This is a genomic window from Methylobacterium sp. CM6247, from assembly GCF_054817925.1.
In genome coordinates this window covers 3,777,003-3,792,115 of the sequence record NZ_JBTXKX010000003.1, presented here as the reverse complement: position 1 = coordinate 3,792,115, position 15,113 = coordinate 3,777,003, and the positions used below count along the sequence as shown (strand labels likewise).

Sequence of the window (15,113 nt, the reverse complement as noted above, 5' to 3'; positions counted from 1 at the left end):
AGCACGAATCATGAGACTCAACCTTCCCCTGCTGGCGCTGTCGGCCGGTGCCTTCGGCATCGGCGTCACCGAGTTCACGCCGATGGGCATGCTGCCGCTGATCGCGAACGACCTGCAGGTCTCGATCCCGGCGGCGGGTCTCGTCGTCAGCGCTTATGCGATGGGCGTGCTCATCGGTGCACCGTTGATGACGCTGGCCTTTGCCCGGATGCAGCGCCGCCGCCTGCTCGTCGGATTGATGGGCATCTTCACTCTCGGCAACCTCCTCTCGGCGGTGGCCGACAGCTATACGATGTTGATCGTCGCCCGCCTCGTCACGTCCCTGAACCATGGCGCGTTCTTCGGGGTCGGGGCGGTGGTGGCGGCGGGCATCGTGCCGCCCGAGCGCCGCGCCGCTGCCGTCGCCGCGATGTTCTCGGGGCTCACCATCGCCACCATCGGCGGCGTGCCGCTGGCGGCTTGGGTCGGGGAGATGCTCGGCTGGCGCGCGGCTTTCTGGGGCATCGCTGCGGTGGGGGCCGTGGCCATGCTGTCGCTGCGCCTGGCTCTGCCGCCCCTCGAGGCCGAGGCCGGTGGCGACATGCGGGCCGAACTCCGCGTCCTGATGCGGGGGCCGGTGCTCGCTGCCCTCGCCCTCACCGTGCTCGGGGCGAGCGCCATGTTCACGGTATTCACCTACATCGTGCCGATCCTGCGGATCGAGACGGGAGCCGCGACGCCGTTCGTGACGGCGATGCTGGTGCTCTACGGAATCGGCCTCACCGTGGGCAACTGGGCCGGCGGGCGCTTCGCCGATCGCTCGGTGGACGGCACACTCGTGGCCTCCCTGGCCGGCTTGGTGGCAGTGTTGGTCCTTTTCGCCTGGGGCATGCGCTGGGAGATCCCGGCCGCCATCCTGATCTTCCTCTGGGGCGTCGCCAGCTTCGCCCTGGTGCCGCCGCTGCAGATGCGGGTGATGGAGAGGGCACAGGACGCGCCCAACCTCGCCTCGGCCATGAATGTCGGTGCATTCAACCTCGGCAACGCCATCGGTGCCGCCCTCGGCGGAGGCGTGATCGATGCGGGCCTCGGCTATCCGGCCGTCCCCCTCGCCGGGGCTGCCATGGCCGCTGCCGGCCTCGCGATGCTGGTGGCCCTGCGCCGGGGGCGGCGCGGGTTGGCGGAACCCGTATCGTCCTGAAACTTATACAGGTTCGGGACGGCGCGAGTGGCGGTTTCTTTAACCTTTATTTACCATAACCGGAACAGATTAAGGCTTAGGCCGACATCGTCAGGTCCGCCTGCAGCCGGACGGTCATGTTCCTCTTCACGACGCCCCCCGCCAGCACTCGCGAGACCGGCCTCGGCCGGGACGCGGGCACGCGGAACGGGGCGACCACGGGAACGGCCGCCGGATCGGCTTCGGCGGGCGTGGTCGATGCGATCCGCAGCGGCGCGCGCAGCACCGGCACCGAATTCGACTACCTTCTCGCCACGGCCAAGCGAGAATCCTCCCTCGACCCGTCGGCCAAGGCCGCCACGTCCTCGGCCACCGGGCTGTTTCAATTCATCGAACAGACCTGGCTCGGGACGATGAAGAATGCGGGGCCCAAGCTCGGCCTCTCGGCCTATGCCGACGCCATCACCGCCCGGCCCAACGGCACCTATGCGGTCGAGGACGCCACCACCCGCCAGACCATCCTGGATCTGCGCCGTGACCCTGCGGTGGCGGCCACCCTGGCGGGCGCCCTGACCCAGCGCAACGGCGAGGCGCTCACCGCCGCCCTCGGGCGCGAGCCGACCGGCGGCGATCTCTACGCCGCCCATGTTCTCGGTGCACGGGGGGCGGCGACCCTGATCGGCACCGCCCAGGCGAGTCCGGCGCGCGCCGCCGCCCTCGACATGCCGGAGGCGGCCGCCGCCAACAGGAGCCTGTTCTACGACAAGACCGGCCGCCCTCGTGGAGCCGCCGAACTCTACGCGCTCCTGTCCGCCAGCCAATCCGCGTCGCGGCCCGCTCCCACGGCCCTGACGGGTGCCGCAGCCGAGCCGGCCTCCACCACCGATCCCGTCTCCGCCTATGCGGCCATCGATGGCGGCGGATTGCGGGCCCTGTTCCAGACCGACAAGCGCCAGGGGGCGATGTCCGAGGGGGTCGCCCGCCTCTGGCAGGGCAGGGCCACGTCACCGTCGCCGGAGCCGACGCGCAGCGCGCCGACCTATTTCCCGCGCTCGGACGGGACGGGAGAGACGGCCTCCGTGACGGCCGCAATCCCCGCGGAGCCGGCGAAGGTCGCGGCGACGGCCTCGCCCACCGCCGCCACGGCCACCGCCCTCGTCGGCGCACCGCTGCCCCCGCGCCGGCCCGCCGAATTCACTGCCGCCGCCCCGTCGGCCGGACCCTTCGCCTCCAAACCTCTCGATCTCTCACTCTTCGCGACCCGGAGCGGTCAATGATCATCCGCCAATTCCTGTTTTGGACCCGTGACGCTTCCATCGACCGTCGCGCGGAGGCCGCGGCGGCGCTGACCCGGGCCTATCTCTATGGCGGCCTCGATGCCGGGGCGGCGCGCGACGCGCAATCGGCGATCCTGGCGCTTCTCGACGATCCGGCCCTCACCGTGCGTCGGGCCCTGGCGCAGGCCTGCGCCGGTTGCGCGACTGCACCCCGCTCGCTGGTCGTGGCTTTGGCGGGCGACCATCCCGACATCGCCGCCCTTGTGCTACGGCGCTCCTCCGTCCTGACCGATGAGGATCTCGTCGACGGCATCGCCGTCGGCTGCGAGACCACCCGCACCGCCATCGCCGCCCGGCTCGGCCTCTCCCACGCGGTGGCCGGCGCCATGGCCGAGATCGGCGGCGTCCCTTCGCTCACCACCCTTGTGCGCAACCGCAGCGCCCGCATCACCACCGGCAGTCTGCTGCGCATGGTGGAGCGGCACGGCGGCGATGCCGGCCTCAGGAACGCCCTGACGCTACGGGCCGACCTGCCCCTCGAAGTGCGGCAGGCCGTCACCGCCCGTGTGGCGGCATCGCTCTCGGCCTTCGCCATCGCCTCGGGCTGGCTCACCCCGGCGCGCGGGGAGCGGGCGAGCCGCGAGGCCCTGGAGCGCAGCACCCTGGAGGTAAGCGCCGGTGCCGACGGGGCGGATCTCGCGCGCCTCGTGAGCCATCTCCGCATCCGGGAACAGCTCAATGCCGGCCTGATCCTGCGGGCGATCCTGTCGGGCCGCATGGCCTTCGCGGAGGCGGCGCTGTCCGATCTCACCGGCCTGAAGGCCGACCGCGTGGCTGGGCTGATGCACGACCCCTCCGCCTCGGGCTTCGCGGCCCTCCACCGCCGCGCCGGATTGCCGCCCGTCCTGCTGCCCGCCTTCGTCGCCGCGCTCTCGGCCTGGCGCGAGGCCGGTTTCCAGGCCGAGCCGGGCCAAGCCAAAACCAGCCAAGCCAAAACCAGCCAAGCCAAAACCAGCCAAGCCAAAACCAGCCAAGCCAAGCCCGGGAATGCCAGCCTGTCGCGCCGGATGATCGAACGCGCCCTCACCGCCTGCGAGACCATGCCGCTCGCCGAGGCGCAGAGCGTCGTCGCGCTTCTGGCTCGCTACGAGGCCGAGGCCGCCCGCGAGGAGGCCCGCGTCGCAGCCAAGGCCATGGAGGAAATGGCCAGCCGGGAGCCCCGGACACGAATGCAGATCCTCGACGCCGAATGGCGCCTGGCGCAGCAGCTCGTCTCTCCCCGGCCGGCCCAACCCGTGCCGCTGGCCCTCCAGCCCGTCCGCATCGACGCCGTCACCATCGAGCAGGGGCAGGCGATGGAATCCGTGCTCGATGCCCTGTCCGACGGGCTCAGGGCGAGTGTGCGCGAGGCGAGGGCGCAGGTCCACCCGCTCGCCGCCGCGCCGATCGATCTGACTGGCCACGACCTCGTGACGATCGACGTGCCCTCCATCGTCGTGTCCCAGCCGGAATTCGACATCGTACCCGACCCCGTGCGGATCGAAATCGGCGTATCGCCGACCCACGAGGCCGATGCGATCCTGGATGCGATCCCCGGCGCCCTGATCGCCAGCTACCGCGCCGACCGCGACCGAATGCGTCTGGCAGCCTGACCCGACGGGGTGCGACCGGCCTCCGCCTGCCGTCGCCCCTTCGCCCTCATCCGGCTATGAGGGCGGCATGACAGGCACCGACACCAGAGCCCTTCTTTCCGGCCTCGCCCCCGTGGCTGCCCTGGTAGGCTCGATACTCTCCCTCGTGATCGGCACCTCCTTCGCCAAACAGCTGTTCCCGGTCATCGGCGCGGAGGGCACCTCGGCCTACCGCGTCACCCTGGCGGCGGTGCTGCTGCTCGCCGTATGGCGGCCCTGGCGCCGGTCGCTCAGCCGTCGCGCTGCCGGTGTGGTGGTGCTCTACGGGTTCGTGCTCGGCTGCATGAACCTGCTGTTCTACCTCTCCCTGCGGACGATCCCGCTGGGGCTCGCCATCGCCATCGAGTTCGTCGGGCCTCTCACGGTGGCGGTGGCCTCGTCGCGGCGCGCCGTCGATCTGGTCTGGGTGGTGCTCGCTCTGCTCGGCCTTTGCCTGTTGCTGCCCCTGGATCGGGCGAGCGCCGGCCTCGATCCCCTCGGCGTCGCCTTTGCGCTGGGCGCCGCCCTGTGCTGGGCGCTCTACATCCTCGTCGGCCAAAGGGCGGGGCACCTGCCCGGCGGGCAGGCGGTCGCCCTCGGCATGAGCGTGGCGGCCCTGGTCATCCTGCCCTTCGGCATTGCCGGCGCGGGCACGGCGCTGCTTTCGCCCTCCATCGTCGTGGCCGGCCTCGCCGTGGCGATCCTGTCGAGCGCGATCCCGTATTCCCTGGAGATGGTGGCGCTGCGGGGCCTGCCGCGCCAGACCTTCGGCATCCTGCTCAGTCTCGAGCCGGTCTGCGGCGCGCTCGCCGGTTACCTCATCCTCGGGGAGCGTCTCACGCCCCTGCAGGGAGCGGCCATCGCCTGCATCATGACGGCCTCGGTGGGCAGTACGATTGGCGCCTACCGGGCGAAGCGGGCGGATCCGAACCGATCGGCATGAACGAGAAAACGTATGTGATGCAGGTATTTGCGAGATTTTATTCTCGCGGCTGATGAGATGAGCGCTGACACTTGAGACGACTGGAAAAGGCGCTGGTTGTGACAGGTACGCTCACGCGAGACGCACCGATCGCGGCAGGAAAGGCCGTGTCCCGTCCCCGAGCTCTTGCGGGCGTTCCTGTATATGCCGCCGGCGTATCAGCCGAACTGTTCGCGAAGAATCCGCTCGTCCAGGCTGTGGCCGGGATCGTGGAGGAGGGTGAGGTCGGTCTTGAGGTCGAGCCAGGTCTCCACGGTGCAGACCCGGCGGAACTCGGTGTGGTCGGCCACTGCCGCCACCGGGCGATGCGCCGCGTCGAGCACTTCCACATGGATGCGGGCGTGATCCGGTAGCAGGGCTCCGTGCCAGCGCCGGGGGCGAAAGGCCGAGATCGGTGTCAGCGCCAGAAGCCGAGAATTCAGGGGCAGGATCGGACCGCCCACCGAGAGGTTGTAGGCGGTGGAGCCGGCGGGCGTCGCGCAGAGCACGCCGTCGGCGATGAGCTCGGGCAGGCGCACATGTCCGTCCACCGAGATCTTGAGCTTGGCGGTCTGGTGCGTCTGGCGCAGCATGTAGACTTCGTTGATGGCCCGCGCCGTGTGCCGGCGCCCTTCCACGTCCACCGCCTCCATCATGAGCGGGTGGATGGTGCTGCGCTTGGTGCTCTCCAGCCGTTCGAGGAGGTTGTCCTCACGGTACTCGTTCATCAGGAAGCCGACGGTGCCGCGGTTCATGCCGTAGATCGGTATGCCGGCCAGCATGAAGCGGTGCAGCGCCTGCAGCATTAGCCCGTCGCCGCCGAGCGCCACGATCACGTCGGCTTCTTCGGGGGCGACGCTGTCGTAGCGCCGCATCAGCGTATCCGCCGCACCGCGCGCATCGGCGGTGGGGCTCGCGATGAAGGCGATCCTCTGGAAGCGCCGCGCCATGGGTGATCGTCCGCTCGTGTTGACGCCGGGCTCGACCGCGCGCCTCATTCCGCTCGGAACAGGCCGCAGACCGGGAGACCCATAGCATGGAGCGTCCGCTTCTCGTCTACACCACCTTTCCCGATGCCGAGACGGCGCTCGCCATCGGCGAGGAACTGGTGCGCGCGCGGCTCGCCGCCTGCGTCAACGTCCTGCCGGGAATGCGGTCGGTCTATGCCTGGAAGGGCGCGGTGGAGCGGGGCGACGAGGTCGTCGCCATCCTCAAGACCCGGGAGGGGCTCGCAGACGACCTCGCGACTGCGCTGAAACAGCGCCACCCGTACGAGACGCCGATCATCCTGCACCTGGCTACGAGCGGGGCGGATGCCGCCACTGCGGCGTGGATCCTGGGCGAGACCGGCGGTTGAGGCGCGTGCGGTCACTCTCCCGCCGGGCATGAAAAACCCCGCCTCGGCTCAGCCTGGCGGGGGGAACCGGTACTGGACGGGTGCCGATCGATCGGCCTCGGCTCAGGCGGCCAGACGGTAGGAGGCCTGGGCGTTGTCGTTGATGGCAACGAACATGCCGGCCGAGGTCGTGTTGGAGACCGGCTCAGCCGATTCGGGGCGGTCCGTGAGCAGCGCCAAAGCAGGGCCGACGGCGACGGCGGCGAGGCCGAGGATGAACAGAGCGATCATGAAGGGAGCCTCTCTTGCAACTGCAATGAAGCCTATATCGCACCGCACCATGGTGTTTGGTATATCACATTCCGTATGACGGTTATGTTCCGGACGCGGATCTGCGGATGAAGGCCACTCTGCGGTCGCACGAGGGGCCAGCCGGTCATCGGGAAGGTGCGTGAGTGTCGGGAATGCGACGGGGGGCGCCGTTCCGGTGCCGGTAACCTGACGGTGGGCGTCTCAGCGATGGTTGCCGCCGGACACGCCGGGCATCAGCGGAAGTGCATGATAGCCGTCGCCGAAGATGATGATCGATAAGGTCAGGCCTAAGGCCGCTACATACAGCACCGCGAAGAGGTCGCGGTTGGCACCGGCCGTGGCGAGCACCAGGGCCGCGAACGGAATGCTCTGTAGGGCGAGGATGGCGGCGATGTTCATCTCGGGCACTCCGGCGGTAGCCGAGCAGAGTTGGACATGACGGCGCATGGGGCAACACGGGGGCGGCGGACAGGATGGCGCACCGTGTGCCGGGCCGGAGATGGCGCTCCTCGGAGGGGCGCCATCGAGGCCGGTCGCTGAAGGAGCCGGTCATCGGCTCCTTCGGTCGTGCCGGGCTCGCCCCGCCGGTCGGGCGGGACGAGCCGGGGATCAGGCGTGGGCCAGGGCGCCCGCCGGAGTGACCGAGCCGTTGGCGACGTGGTGGCGCTTGAGCATCGGCCGGAGGACGGCCACGGCCAGGAAGGCGGCGAAGAGATCCATGACCGCCACGGTGTACAGCACCGTCGCCCAGGTGCCGGTGGCCTGCATCAGCAGGTTGCCCACCGGGACGAACAGGGCGGCGAAACCCTTGGCGCAGTAGAGCACGCCGTAGATCTTGCCGATATGCTTGGAGCCGAACGTGTCGGCGGCCGTGGCGCTGAACAGCGAGTAGACCTCGCCCCAGGCCAGGAACACGATGCCCGACAGGATCACGAAGGCCCAGGGGTTCGAGCCGAAGTAACCCAGGGCGACGATGCCGATACCCTCCATGGTGAAGGCGATGAACATCGTCTTCTCACGCCCGATCCGGTCGGAGATGTAGCCGAAGAGCGGCCGCGAGATGCCGTTCATGATCCGGTCGAGCATCAGTGCGAAGGGCAGGGCCGCCATGGCGAAGAAGTACAGGTTGACCTGGAACTCCTTCACGCCGAGATCCTGCGCGATGACGCCGAGCTGGGCCACGGCCATCAGGCCGCCGGTGACCGTGCAGGTGAACATGAGCAGCATCACGTAGAAGACCGGCGTGCGCAGGGCTTCCCCGAGGGTGTAGTCGCGCCGGGTCTGCAGGACCTTGGTCGAGAAGATGACCTGGTCCTTGGCCGGGGAGCGCAGGCCGATGGCGGCCAGCATGATGACCGCGCCCTGGATCAGGCCGAAGATGAAGAAGGCCTGGGCGTAGCTGCCGTGCGAGATCATGCTGGCGATCGGCAGGATGGTGAGGGCCGAGCCGGCGCCGTAGCCGCCCGCCGTCAGGCCGACCGCGAGGCCGCGCTTGTCCGGGAACCATTTCAGGGCGTTGTTGATGCAGGTGGCGTAGACACAGCCCACACCGATACCGCCCGCCACGGAGCCGAGATAGAAGCCGGTGAGCGAGGTGGCGTAGGAGTTGATGACCCAGGCGAGGCCGGTCATCAGACCACCGAACATCACGACCCGGCTCGGGCCGTATTTGTCGATGAAATAGCCTTCAATCGGGGTCAGCCATGTCTGCACCACGACGAAGATCGTGAACGCGACCTGGATCGCGGCGCGGTCCCAGCCGAACGTCTTCTGAATTTCCGGGACGAACAGAGTCCAGGCGTACTGGATGTTCGCCGCGGCGACCATACAGGCAACGCCGAGAATAAGTTGGAGCCACCGCTTTGAAGGTTGCACCGCTATGGGCGCGGTCACGGACGTCGCCATGAGCTTTCTCCCTGATCATGGACATGGATACTTGAAGGCTTGGTGGTCGAGGCACCCCAGCGCATCGGCTTCCTTGGCCGCGGCAAGTGATCGTCGAGATCAGAGGTCGCTGGCTGGTATTCAGTATTTGGCATATCAGATTGGCTTGCAAGCACCATAATGCATGATCCCAAGAGGATTCATCCAGAATTCGCGAAATTTTGCTCCGAAGCGCCTCACGGATGAGCAGGATTTTTCATCCACCACAGTCGGGAAAAATAATTTCACCGGCTTGGCCGCGACGATGACGGGAAGGCAGAAGATCGAAGCCATCGCATTCCGAGCTGTTTGACCGGCACGGGCAGGCTATGATCGGATCCCTGTCGGGGTAGACAATGTCGTGCCGCGTAGATCCGAGTATTCGATCTGCATAAATTATAAAACCAAGAGTTTTTTGATATTTACGTCAAAAAAAACAAACACTTGGTATACTTCGTTCCACGCTCCGGCGGTCTCCGGTTCAGCCGACGCGTCGTCGTGATGCCGGGCCGATCCTTTGGTCGCGGGGATAGAAATCCTGTGTGCGGCCGGTCAGCTGGGGAACAGCCGACAGGCGACGGTACCGCTTGAAAACCCGGCCTCGCCTACGGCTGGGAATGGGGCGTCTTCGTCCCCTTCACCGGATAGCTCCGCCCCTTCCACACCGCCGCTCCGGCGCGCTTGGGGTCCAGCAGCACGTTCCACTGGATCGCCAGGGCCACCACCACACCGAGCGGGTGGAGGAGGATGGTCGCGGCCGGCTCGTGGGTGATGAGGGTGATCGCCGCGCGGGTGGCGAGCGACACGACGAGGGCAGCGAGCGCCACCAGCCCGGCCGTCGGAGTCGCGAGGCCGAAGGCGGCGGCGAGAACGAGCAGCAGCGGCAGGACATGACCCGCGAGCAGGAGCAGCGTCCAGACGGGGAGGGCACGGGGCGTGGCCATACCCTCATGGGCGTTCTTCGAGAAGCCGGCCCAGGATTCGGCGAGGTTCCGGTACATCCGGCAGGTGGCGAGCGCGTGCCCGGCCACGAGGTCGGTCCGATGCCCGGCATGGCGCAGGATCCGGGGCAGGAACACGCCGTCATGCAGGAGTCCGCGGATGGCGCCGTGGCCGCCGGTCTCACCGTAGACGGAGCGGTCGATGAGGACGAGCTGGCCGCAGGCGGCGCCGAGTGCCGGACGGAGCGAGGCGCGCATCATCGGCACGGGGAGGTAGCCGACGAGGAGGAAATTGATCATCGGCACGGTGAGCCGCTCGCCCAGGCTGCGCATGATCTGACGCGGCACGGCGCTCACCAGGGCGGCCCCGGTGGCGCGGGCATGGGCGACGAGCCCTGCCGCGGCACTGGGCGCGAGGGAGACGTCCGCGTCGATGAAGAGGAGCTGCCCGCCCCTCGCCTCGGCCGCGAGGGCAGCGCAGGCGTGGTTCTTCCCCGTCCAGCCCTCGGGCAGGGCGGGCACGGGGACCAGCCGGAGCCGGGGATCGGTCTCCGCCAGGGCGCGGACGAGGCCCGCCGTGCCATCGGTGGAATGGTCGTCCCCCACCAGCACCTCCACGGCGATGCCGGTGCTCGCCAGCGCGGCCCGCACCGTGTCGACGATGGTGCCCTCCTCGTCGCGAGCGGGGATCAGGATCGAGACCAGCCCGTCCTGCGCCGCTTCCGGCTCCGGCGTGCGCAAGGCGATGAGGTTCGCGCAGGCCAGGATGGCGGGGAGGAGGGCGAAGGCGAGGGCGACGAGCGCCAGGACGAGGGTCACGGGGCTCTGTCTCCCTCGGGGCGATGGGCGGGGTCGAAGCGGCGACCGGTGAGGATAGCCCGCATCCGGCGCCAGCCGTCATAGATTCCGCCGATACCCTTGCCGCCGGAGGTCAGCGTCGTGAAGCGGTCGGGCTCGCGGGCGACGACGTCCGCGGAGAGCCGGTCGAGGGTGGCGGTCAGGTCGGCCTCCATCCGGGCCAGCCGCTCCGGCCGGGGCAGGGCGAGGAGGTCGGCACCCCGCACCGGCGTGCCGAAGGCCGCGAAGGCTTCAGCGCCTCGCTCTTCCCAGAAGGCGTAGTCCAGGGCCAGGGGCACGAACAGCGCGTCCGGGGCGATCTCGGGGAGTCTCGCCACACCCGCGCGCAGGTCGAGCGGGCGGGCGCGGACATCGACGAAGCGTCCCTGCGCCGTGATCCAGAGCATCTGTCCGGGCGCGCCGAGGATCACGCGGGAATGGGCAAGGAACTGCGCCGCCCCGCGCAGCGACTCGAGATCCACCGGAAACGCGCCGATTCGCCCGAAGACCGCGTATTTCTCCAGCGCCGACGCATCGAACGGGGCGTGGCTCGTCCGTTCCGGAAACAGGCGGCCGGCCAGGAGGATCACCACGGCCGCGTCCCACCAGGACGGATGGTTGAGGACGACGACGATGGGGCCGGCATGACCGGCGCAATCCGGCGCGCCCCAGCGGGCGAGCCGGAGCGCGTTCATGTGCCGGCGCAGGAAGCGGTCGAAATACCCGACCATGAACCGCCAGATCAGCGGCGAATGACGGGGAGCCGGTCGGGCCGGGGACGCCGGCGGCCTCACGCGCTCTGCCGTACCTCGCTACCGGCCGCCCCACCCTGCCGAGCGTCGGAATCGAGCGCGTCGGCGGCGATCCAACCCGACATCATCACCATGGGCATGCCGGGGCCGGGATGGGCCGCGCCACCGGCGAGATACAGGCCGCGCACCTGCCGCGAGCGGTTGCCCGGCTTGAACGCGCCCATGAACTTGCCGTGCGAAGCGAGGCCGTAGATCGCCCCGTTGAGCACCTTGTAGCGCTCGTGGATGTCCTGCGGCGTCAGATGGCGCTCGACGACGATGCGCTCTTCGAGATCCGGCATGTTGCCCGTGCGCTTGAGCTTGTCGAGGATGACCTGGCGGTAGGCCGGGAACATCTTGGACCAGTCGTGGTGCGGCCTCAGGTAGGGCGTGTGGACGAGGACGTAGAGCGCCTCGCCTCCTTCGGGAGCCACCGACGGGTCGGTGGAGGAGGGGGCGGCGAGATAGGCGGTCGGGTCCGGGGCCGGCTCGCCCTTGCGGTAGATGTAGTCGAACTCCTCCTCCGGATCGCGGGAGAAGACGAAATCGTGGTGGTTCAGGTGCTCGTAGCGCTTGTTCAGGCCGAGATAGAGCACCACGCCGGAGCAGGCCGGCTCGAAGCTCTTCTTCTCGTAGGCCTTGCCGACATCGCCGCCGACGAGCTCGCGGTAGGTCCGCACCGAATCCATATTGGAGATCACCGCGTCGAACGGGGTGATGCCGGCGGCGGTCTTCACGCCCTTCACCGTGCCCTTCTCGATGGCGAGCCCGGTGACTTCGTCGCCCGGCCGCAGGGTGGCACCGAGTTCGGAGGCCAGCTTCGTCAGCGCCTCGGCCACCGCGCGGGTGCCGCCCATCGGGTACCAGACGCCCTCGGCGGTCTGCATGTGGGCGATGGCGCAGAGCACGGCCGGCGCGCCATAGGGGGACGAGCCGACATATTGCACGAAATGGTCGAGCATCTGCGCGAGGCGCGCATCCTTGACCTTCGAGCGGATGGTGCCGGCAACCGACGAGCCCATGCGGAGGGAAAGCACGTCCCGCAGGGTACCGGGATTCATGTTGGCGCGGATGTTGATCGTGTCGAACAGATCCTCCACCGGCTTCCAGAAGAAGAACTTGTTCGAGACGTCGTGCAGGTGCTCGGAGATTTCGAGGAACTTCTTGTAGCCCTCACCGGCGCCGGTATTGGGCGCGAAACGCTCCATGTCGGCGGCCATGGTGGGCACGTCGGCCATGAGGTCGAGATGGGTGTTGTCGTCGAAGAAGCAGCGCCATTGCGGATCGAGGCGGCGCAGGTCGAGATAGTCGTGGATGTTGCGGCCGGCCTCCTGGAAGATGCGCTCCAGCACCTTCGGCACCGTGAGGATGGTCGGGCCCATGTCGAAGCGGAATCCGCCCTCGTGCAACACCGCTGCCTTGCCGCCGAGCCAATCGTTCTTGTCGTAGAGAGTGACCGTGTGGCCGCGCGCAGCGCTGACGCAGGCCGCCGCGAGGCCGCCCAACCCTGCGCCGACCACGGCGACCGAAGACCCGATCCGCATGTTCATCGTCACTCCCTGGGCCCGGCCGATGCCGCGCCTCACGGGTGAAGCTAGACCGGATCGCCGCGCGGTCAACGCGCTAACCGGTCGCGCCGCCGGAGTTATTGCCCATTACAAGGCCGAGAGCGGGGATTGGAGGTTCGGGCCGGCCAGTTTCGGGTTCGAGGTGACGCCCGCAGGCTCACACCACCCGGCGCGCCACCAACCCCACCGCGGCCACCAGGCCCAAGGCCGCCACGGTGATCATCACCCCCCAGGCCGGCATGGCCGCGGCCATGCCTTCGCCGAGCGCCGTCTGATAGGCTTCGATCGCCCAGGCGTTGGGGGTGAGCCAGCCGACCTGCTGCAGCCAGGGCGGCATCAGGAAGCGTGGGACCATGCTGCCGCCCACCGCCGAGAGCAGCAGAACGCCGAAGGTGGACGCGAGATGCGCCTGCTGGCGGGTATTGGCCGCCGCGCAGGCGGCGAGCGCCAACCCCGCCGCCATGGCCGAGACGAGGAACGAGGTGACGATCCAGGCCGGCCAGTGCGGGCCGATCTCGACCCCGTAGACCAGGGCGGCGGCGGCGAAGATCAGCCCGGCCTGGACCACGCCCTGGATCACCAGGAACAGGAACTTCCCCACCACCACCACGGCGAGCCCTCCGGGCCCGGCCATGAGCCTGTCGGCGAGGCCCGATTGCCGCTCCTCCACCAGGGACATCGCTCCCTGCATGGCCGCGAACAGCAGGAATACGGCGGTGATGGCGCCGGCATAATAGCTCACCCGCTCGTTGGTGCTGCCCGAGGCGGTGCTCTGGCGTTCCACCAGGGAGGCGAAGGAGAACGGCTCCTTGCGGGTGCGCTGCTCGGCGAAGGCCGAGTTGAGGAAGGCGCGTTCGTCCGGCCCGATCTTGCCCGACCGTTCCACGTCGGCGACGATCCGGGCGAGGACCACGTCGGGCAGGGCCTCGTTGAGGATGCGCTGCAACTGGCCGAGCGCGATCGGCGTGGCCAGGGCCCGGGCGGGGTTCTCGATGAGGACCACGGGCTGGGCGGCCTCGGGCGGGGCTCCGGCCACGGGCGCGTCGAGGTCGCCGCGCAGGACCAGGGCGGCGTCCACCTCCCCGCGCCGGACCGCGCTCGTCGCCCCGGCGAGATCGGTGGCCTTCAGACGCTCGATGCGCAGGGAGGTGTCGGCCTCCAGGGCCGTCATCAGCCGCTCGGTGGTTGCCGTGCGGGCGAGGTCGACGAGACCGAGATGGATGCGGATCCGGTCGCCGATGGCGCCCGAGAAGATCGCCGCGAAGATCATGAAGATCACGGTCGGCAGGACGAAGGCCATGACCAGGGCGGCGCGGTCGCGCCGAAGGCTGATCAGCATCACCCGGAAGGCGGCGGTGATCATGCCTCGTGTCCCGTGCAGAGGGGCATGGGCCGGTCCGGCCCGGCGCGGTCGAGGGCCTCGCGATAGATCGCGTCCAGGCCCGGCGCGCGGATGCGGATTTCCCCCACCGGCACGCCTTCCGCCCGCAGGCTGACGAGGAGGGCGGTCCCGTCGAGCCCGGCCCTGTGGCTCGCCCTCCAGGTCAGTCCGGTATCGATGGGCGTGAATCCCGCCCGGCGCAGGGCCGCCACGGCGTCCGGGCCGGCGGGATTGGTGAGCGCCACCTCGTGTTCGGGCACTTCCGCGCGGATGCGTTCGAGGAGGAGGGCGAGCCGGCCTTCATGGATGAGCCGCCCGTCCGCCAGGATGGCGACCCTGTCGGCGAGGCGTTCGGCCTCGGCGAAATCATGGGTGGCGATGAGGATCGCGGCGCCCTGTTCTCGCAGGCGCGCGAGCACCGCATGGATCGCGGCGCGCGCGTGCAGGTCCACTCCCTGGGTCGGCTCGTCGAGGAGGACGAGGCGCGGCCGCGCCATCAGGCTCGCGGCGATATTGGCCCGGCGCTGGTAGCCGCCGGACAGGTGGCCCACCGGACGCCGCGCCACCTCGCCGAGATCGGCCAGATCGATGGCGGCCTGGACCGCCGCCTTGCGCTCGCGCCGGCCGATCCCGGAGAGCTGCGCGAAGACGGAGAGGTTCTCCGCCACGGTGAGGCGCGGATAGAGGGCGATCTCCTGTGGCACCCAACCGATGGCGCGCCGTGCCTCGCGCTCACGGAACGGATCGGCGCCGGCGATCCGCACGGTGCCGCTCTCCGGCGGCAATCGTCCGGCCACGATGCGCATGAGCGAGCTCTTGCCGGCGCCGTTCGGGCCGAGCAGGGCGAGGGTCTCGCCGGCCTCGATCCGGCAATCGACGCCCCGCAGGACCCGCTGCCCGCGATAGGCGAGGACGGCGCCCCGGACCATGACCAGGGGCTCCTGTCCCGGACTCATC

The 15,113-nt window shown here is 69.3% G+C and carries 15 protein-coding genes; 5 read left to right on the top strand and 10 right to left on the bottom strand.

All coding sequences use genetic code 11. The features are described 5' to 3' along the window. The first annotated feature begins 10 nt into the window (after positions 1-10). From ACYQOP_RS18815 to ACYQOP_RS18800, 4 genes are all read left to right on the top strand, one after another. Positions 11-1,180: an MFS transporter gene (locus tag ACYQOP_RS18815; RefSeq protein WP_056425596.1), complete on the top strand. Its 1,170-nt coding sequence runs from the start codon at positions 11-13 to the stop codon at positions 1,178-1,180. Between the two features lie 116 nt (positions 1,181-1,296). Next, entirely contained in the window at positions 1,297-2,436 is a 1,140-nt protein-coding gene (locus ACYQOP_RS18810; protein WP_461223433.1) for a lytic transglycosylase domain-containing protein, read from the top strand. Continuing rightward, positions 2,433-4,088, top strand: a complete 1,656-nt coding sequence (locus ACYQOP_RS18805) for a DUF2336 domain-containing protein (protein ID WP_461223432.1) — start codon at positions 2,433-2,435, stop codon at positions 4,086-4,088. Before ACYQOP_RS18810 ends, ACYQOP_RS18805 begins: the two co-directional genes overlap by 4 nt. A gap of 67 nt (positions 4,089-4,155) precedes the next feature. Next, positions 4,156-5,049: an EamA family transporter gene (locus tag ACYQOP_RS18800; protein WP_461223431.1), complete on the top strand. Its 894-nt coding sequence runs from the start codon at positions 4,156-4,158 to the stop codon at positions 5,047-5,049. A 197-nt stretch (positions 5,050-5,246) separates the two neighbouring features. Here the strand turns inward: ACYQOP_RS18800 and ACYQOP_RS18795 are convergent, their stop codons facing one another. Further along, positions 5,247-6,017 carry an NAD kinase gene (locus ACYQOP_RS18795; RefSeq protein WP_056425585.1) on the bottom strand — a complete coding sequence of 257 codons (771 nt, stop codon included), beginning with the start codon at positions 6,015-6,017 and terminating at the stop codon, positions 5,247-5,249. 86 nt (positions 6,018-6,103) lie between these two features. On the opposite strand from ACYQOP_RS18795, the gene cutA reads away from it, so the two are divergent. Then, entirely contained in the window at positions 6,104-6,424 is a 321-nt protein-coding gene (gene cutA / locus ACYQOP_RS18790) for a divalent-cation tolerance protein CutA (protein WP_461223430.1), read from the top strand. 102 nt (positions 6,425-6,526) lie between these two features. On the opposite strand, the gene ACYQOP_RS18785 is transcribed toward cutA, so the two are convergent. From ACYQOP_RS18785 to ACYQOP_RS18745, 9 genes are all read right to left on the bottom strand, one after another. Continuing rightward, positions 6,527-6,694 (bottom strand): hypothetical protein, encoded by a 168-nt coding sequence (locus ACYQOP_RS18785; RefSeq protein ID WP_156467719.1) that lies wholly within the window; start codon positions 6,692-6,694, stop codon positions 6,527-6,529. A 222-nt stretch (positions 6,695-6,916) separates the two neighbouring features. Beyond that, a complete protein-coding gene (locus tag ACYQOP_RS18780; protein ID WP_056425576.1) occupies positions 6,917-7,114 on the bottom strand; it encodes a hypothetical protein in 198 nt (65 codons plus the stop codon). A 210-nt stretch (positions 7,115-7,324) separates the two neighbouring features. Next, positions 7,325-8,620 carry an oxalate/formate MFS antiporter gene (gene oxlT / locus ACYQOP_RS18775; RefSeq protein ID WP_056425573.1) on the bottom strand — a complete coding sequence of 432 codons (1,296 nt, stop codon included), beginning with the start codon at positions 8,618-8,620 and terminating at the stop codon, positions 7,325-7,327. Positions 8,621-8,755: 135 nt separating this feature from the next. Beyond that, positions 8,756-8,932: a hypothetical protein gene (locus ACYQOP_RS18770; protein ID WP_461223429.1), complete on the bottom strand. Its 177-nt coding sequence runs from the start codon at positions 8,930-8,932 to the stop codon at positions 8,756-8,758. A 311-nt stretch (positions 8,933-9,243) separates the two neighbouring features. Further along, a complete protein-coding gene (locus ACYQOP_RS18765; RefSeq protein ID WP_461223428.1) occupies positions 9,244-10,398 on the bottom strand; it encodes a glycosyltransferase family 2 protein in 1,155 nt (384 codons plus the stop codon). Continuing rightward, positions 10,395-11,147, bottom strand: coding sequence for a lysophospholipid acyltransferase family protein (locus ACYQOP_RS18760; protein WP_311274599.1), 753 nt, complete (start codon positions 11,145-11,147; stop codon positions 10,395-10,397). Before ACYQOP_RS18760 ends, ACYQOP_RS18765 begins: the two co-directional genes overlap by 4 nt. Positions 11,148-11,206: 59 nt before the next feature. Continuing rightward, positions 11,207-12,751, bottom strand: a complete 1,545-nt coding sequence (locus ACYQOP_RS18755) for a phytoene desaturase family protein (RefSeq protein ID WP_461225382.1) — start codon at positions 12,749-12,751, stop codon at positions 11,207-11,209. A gap of 181 nt (positions 12,752-12,932) precedes the next feature. Beyond that, positions 12,933-14,138, bottom strand: a complete 1,206-nt coding sequence (locus tag ACYQOP_RS18750) for an ABC transporter permease (RefSeq protein ID WP_461223427.1) — start codon at positions 14,136-14,138, stop codon at positions 12,933-12,935. Beyond that, a complete protein-coding gene (locus ACYQOP_RS18745) occupies positions 14,135-15,112 on the bottom strand; it encodes an ABC transporter ATP-binding protein (protein WP_461223426.1) in 978 nt (325 codons plus the stop codon). Before ACYQOP_RS18745 ends, ACYQOP_RS18750 begins: the two co-directional genes overlap by 4 nt. Position 15,113 lies beyond the last annotated feature (1 nt).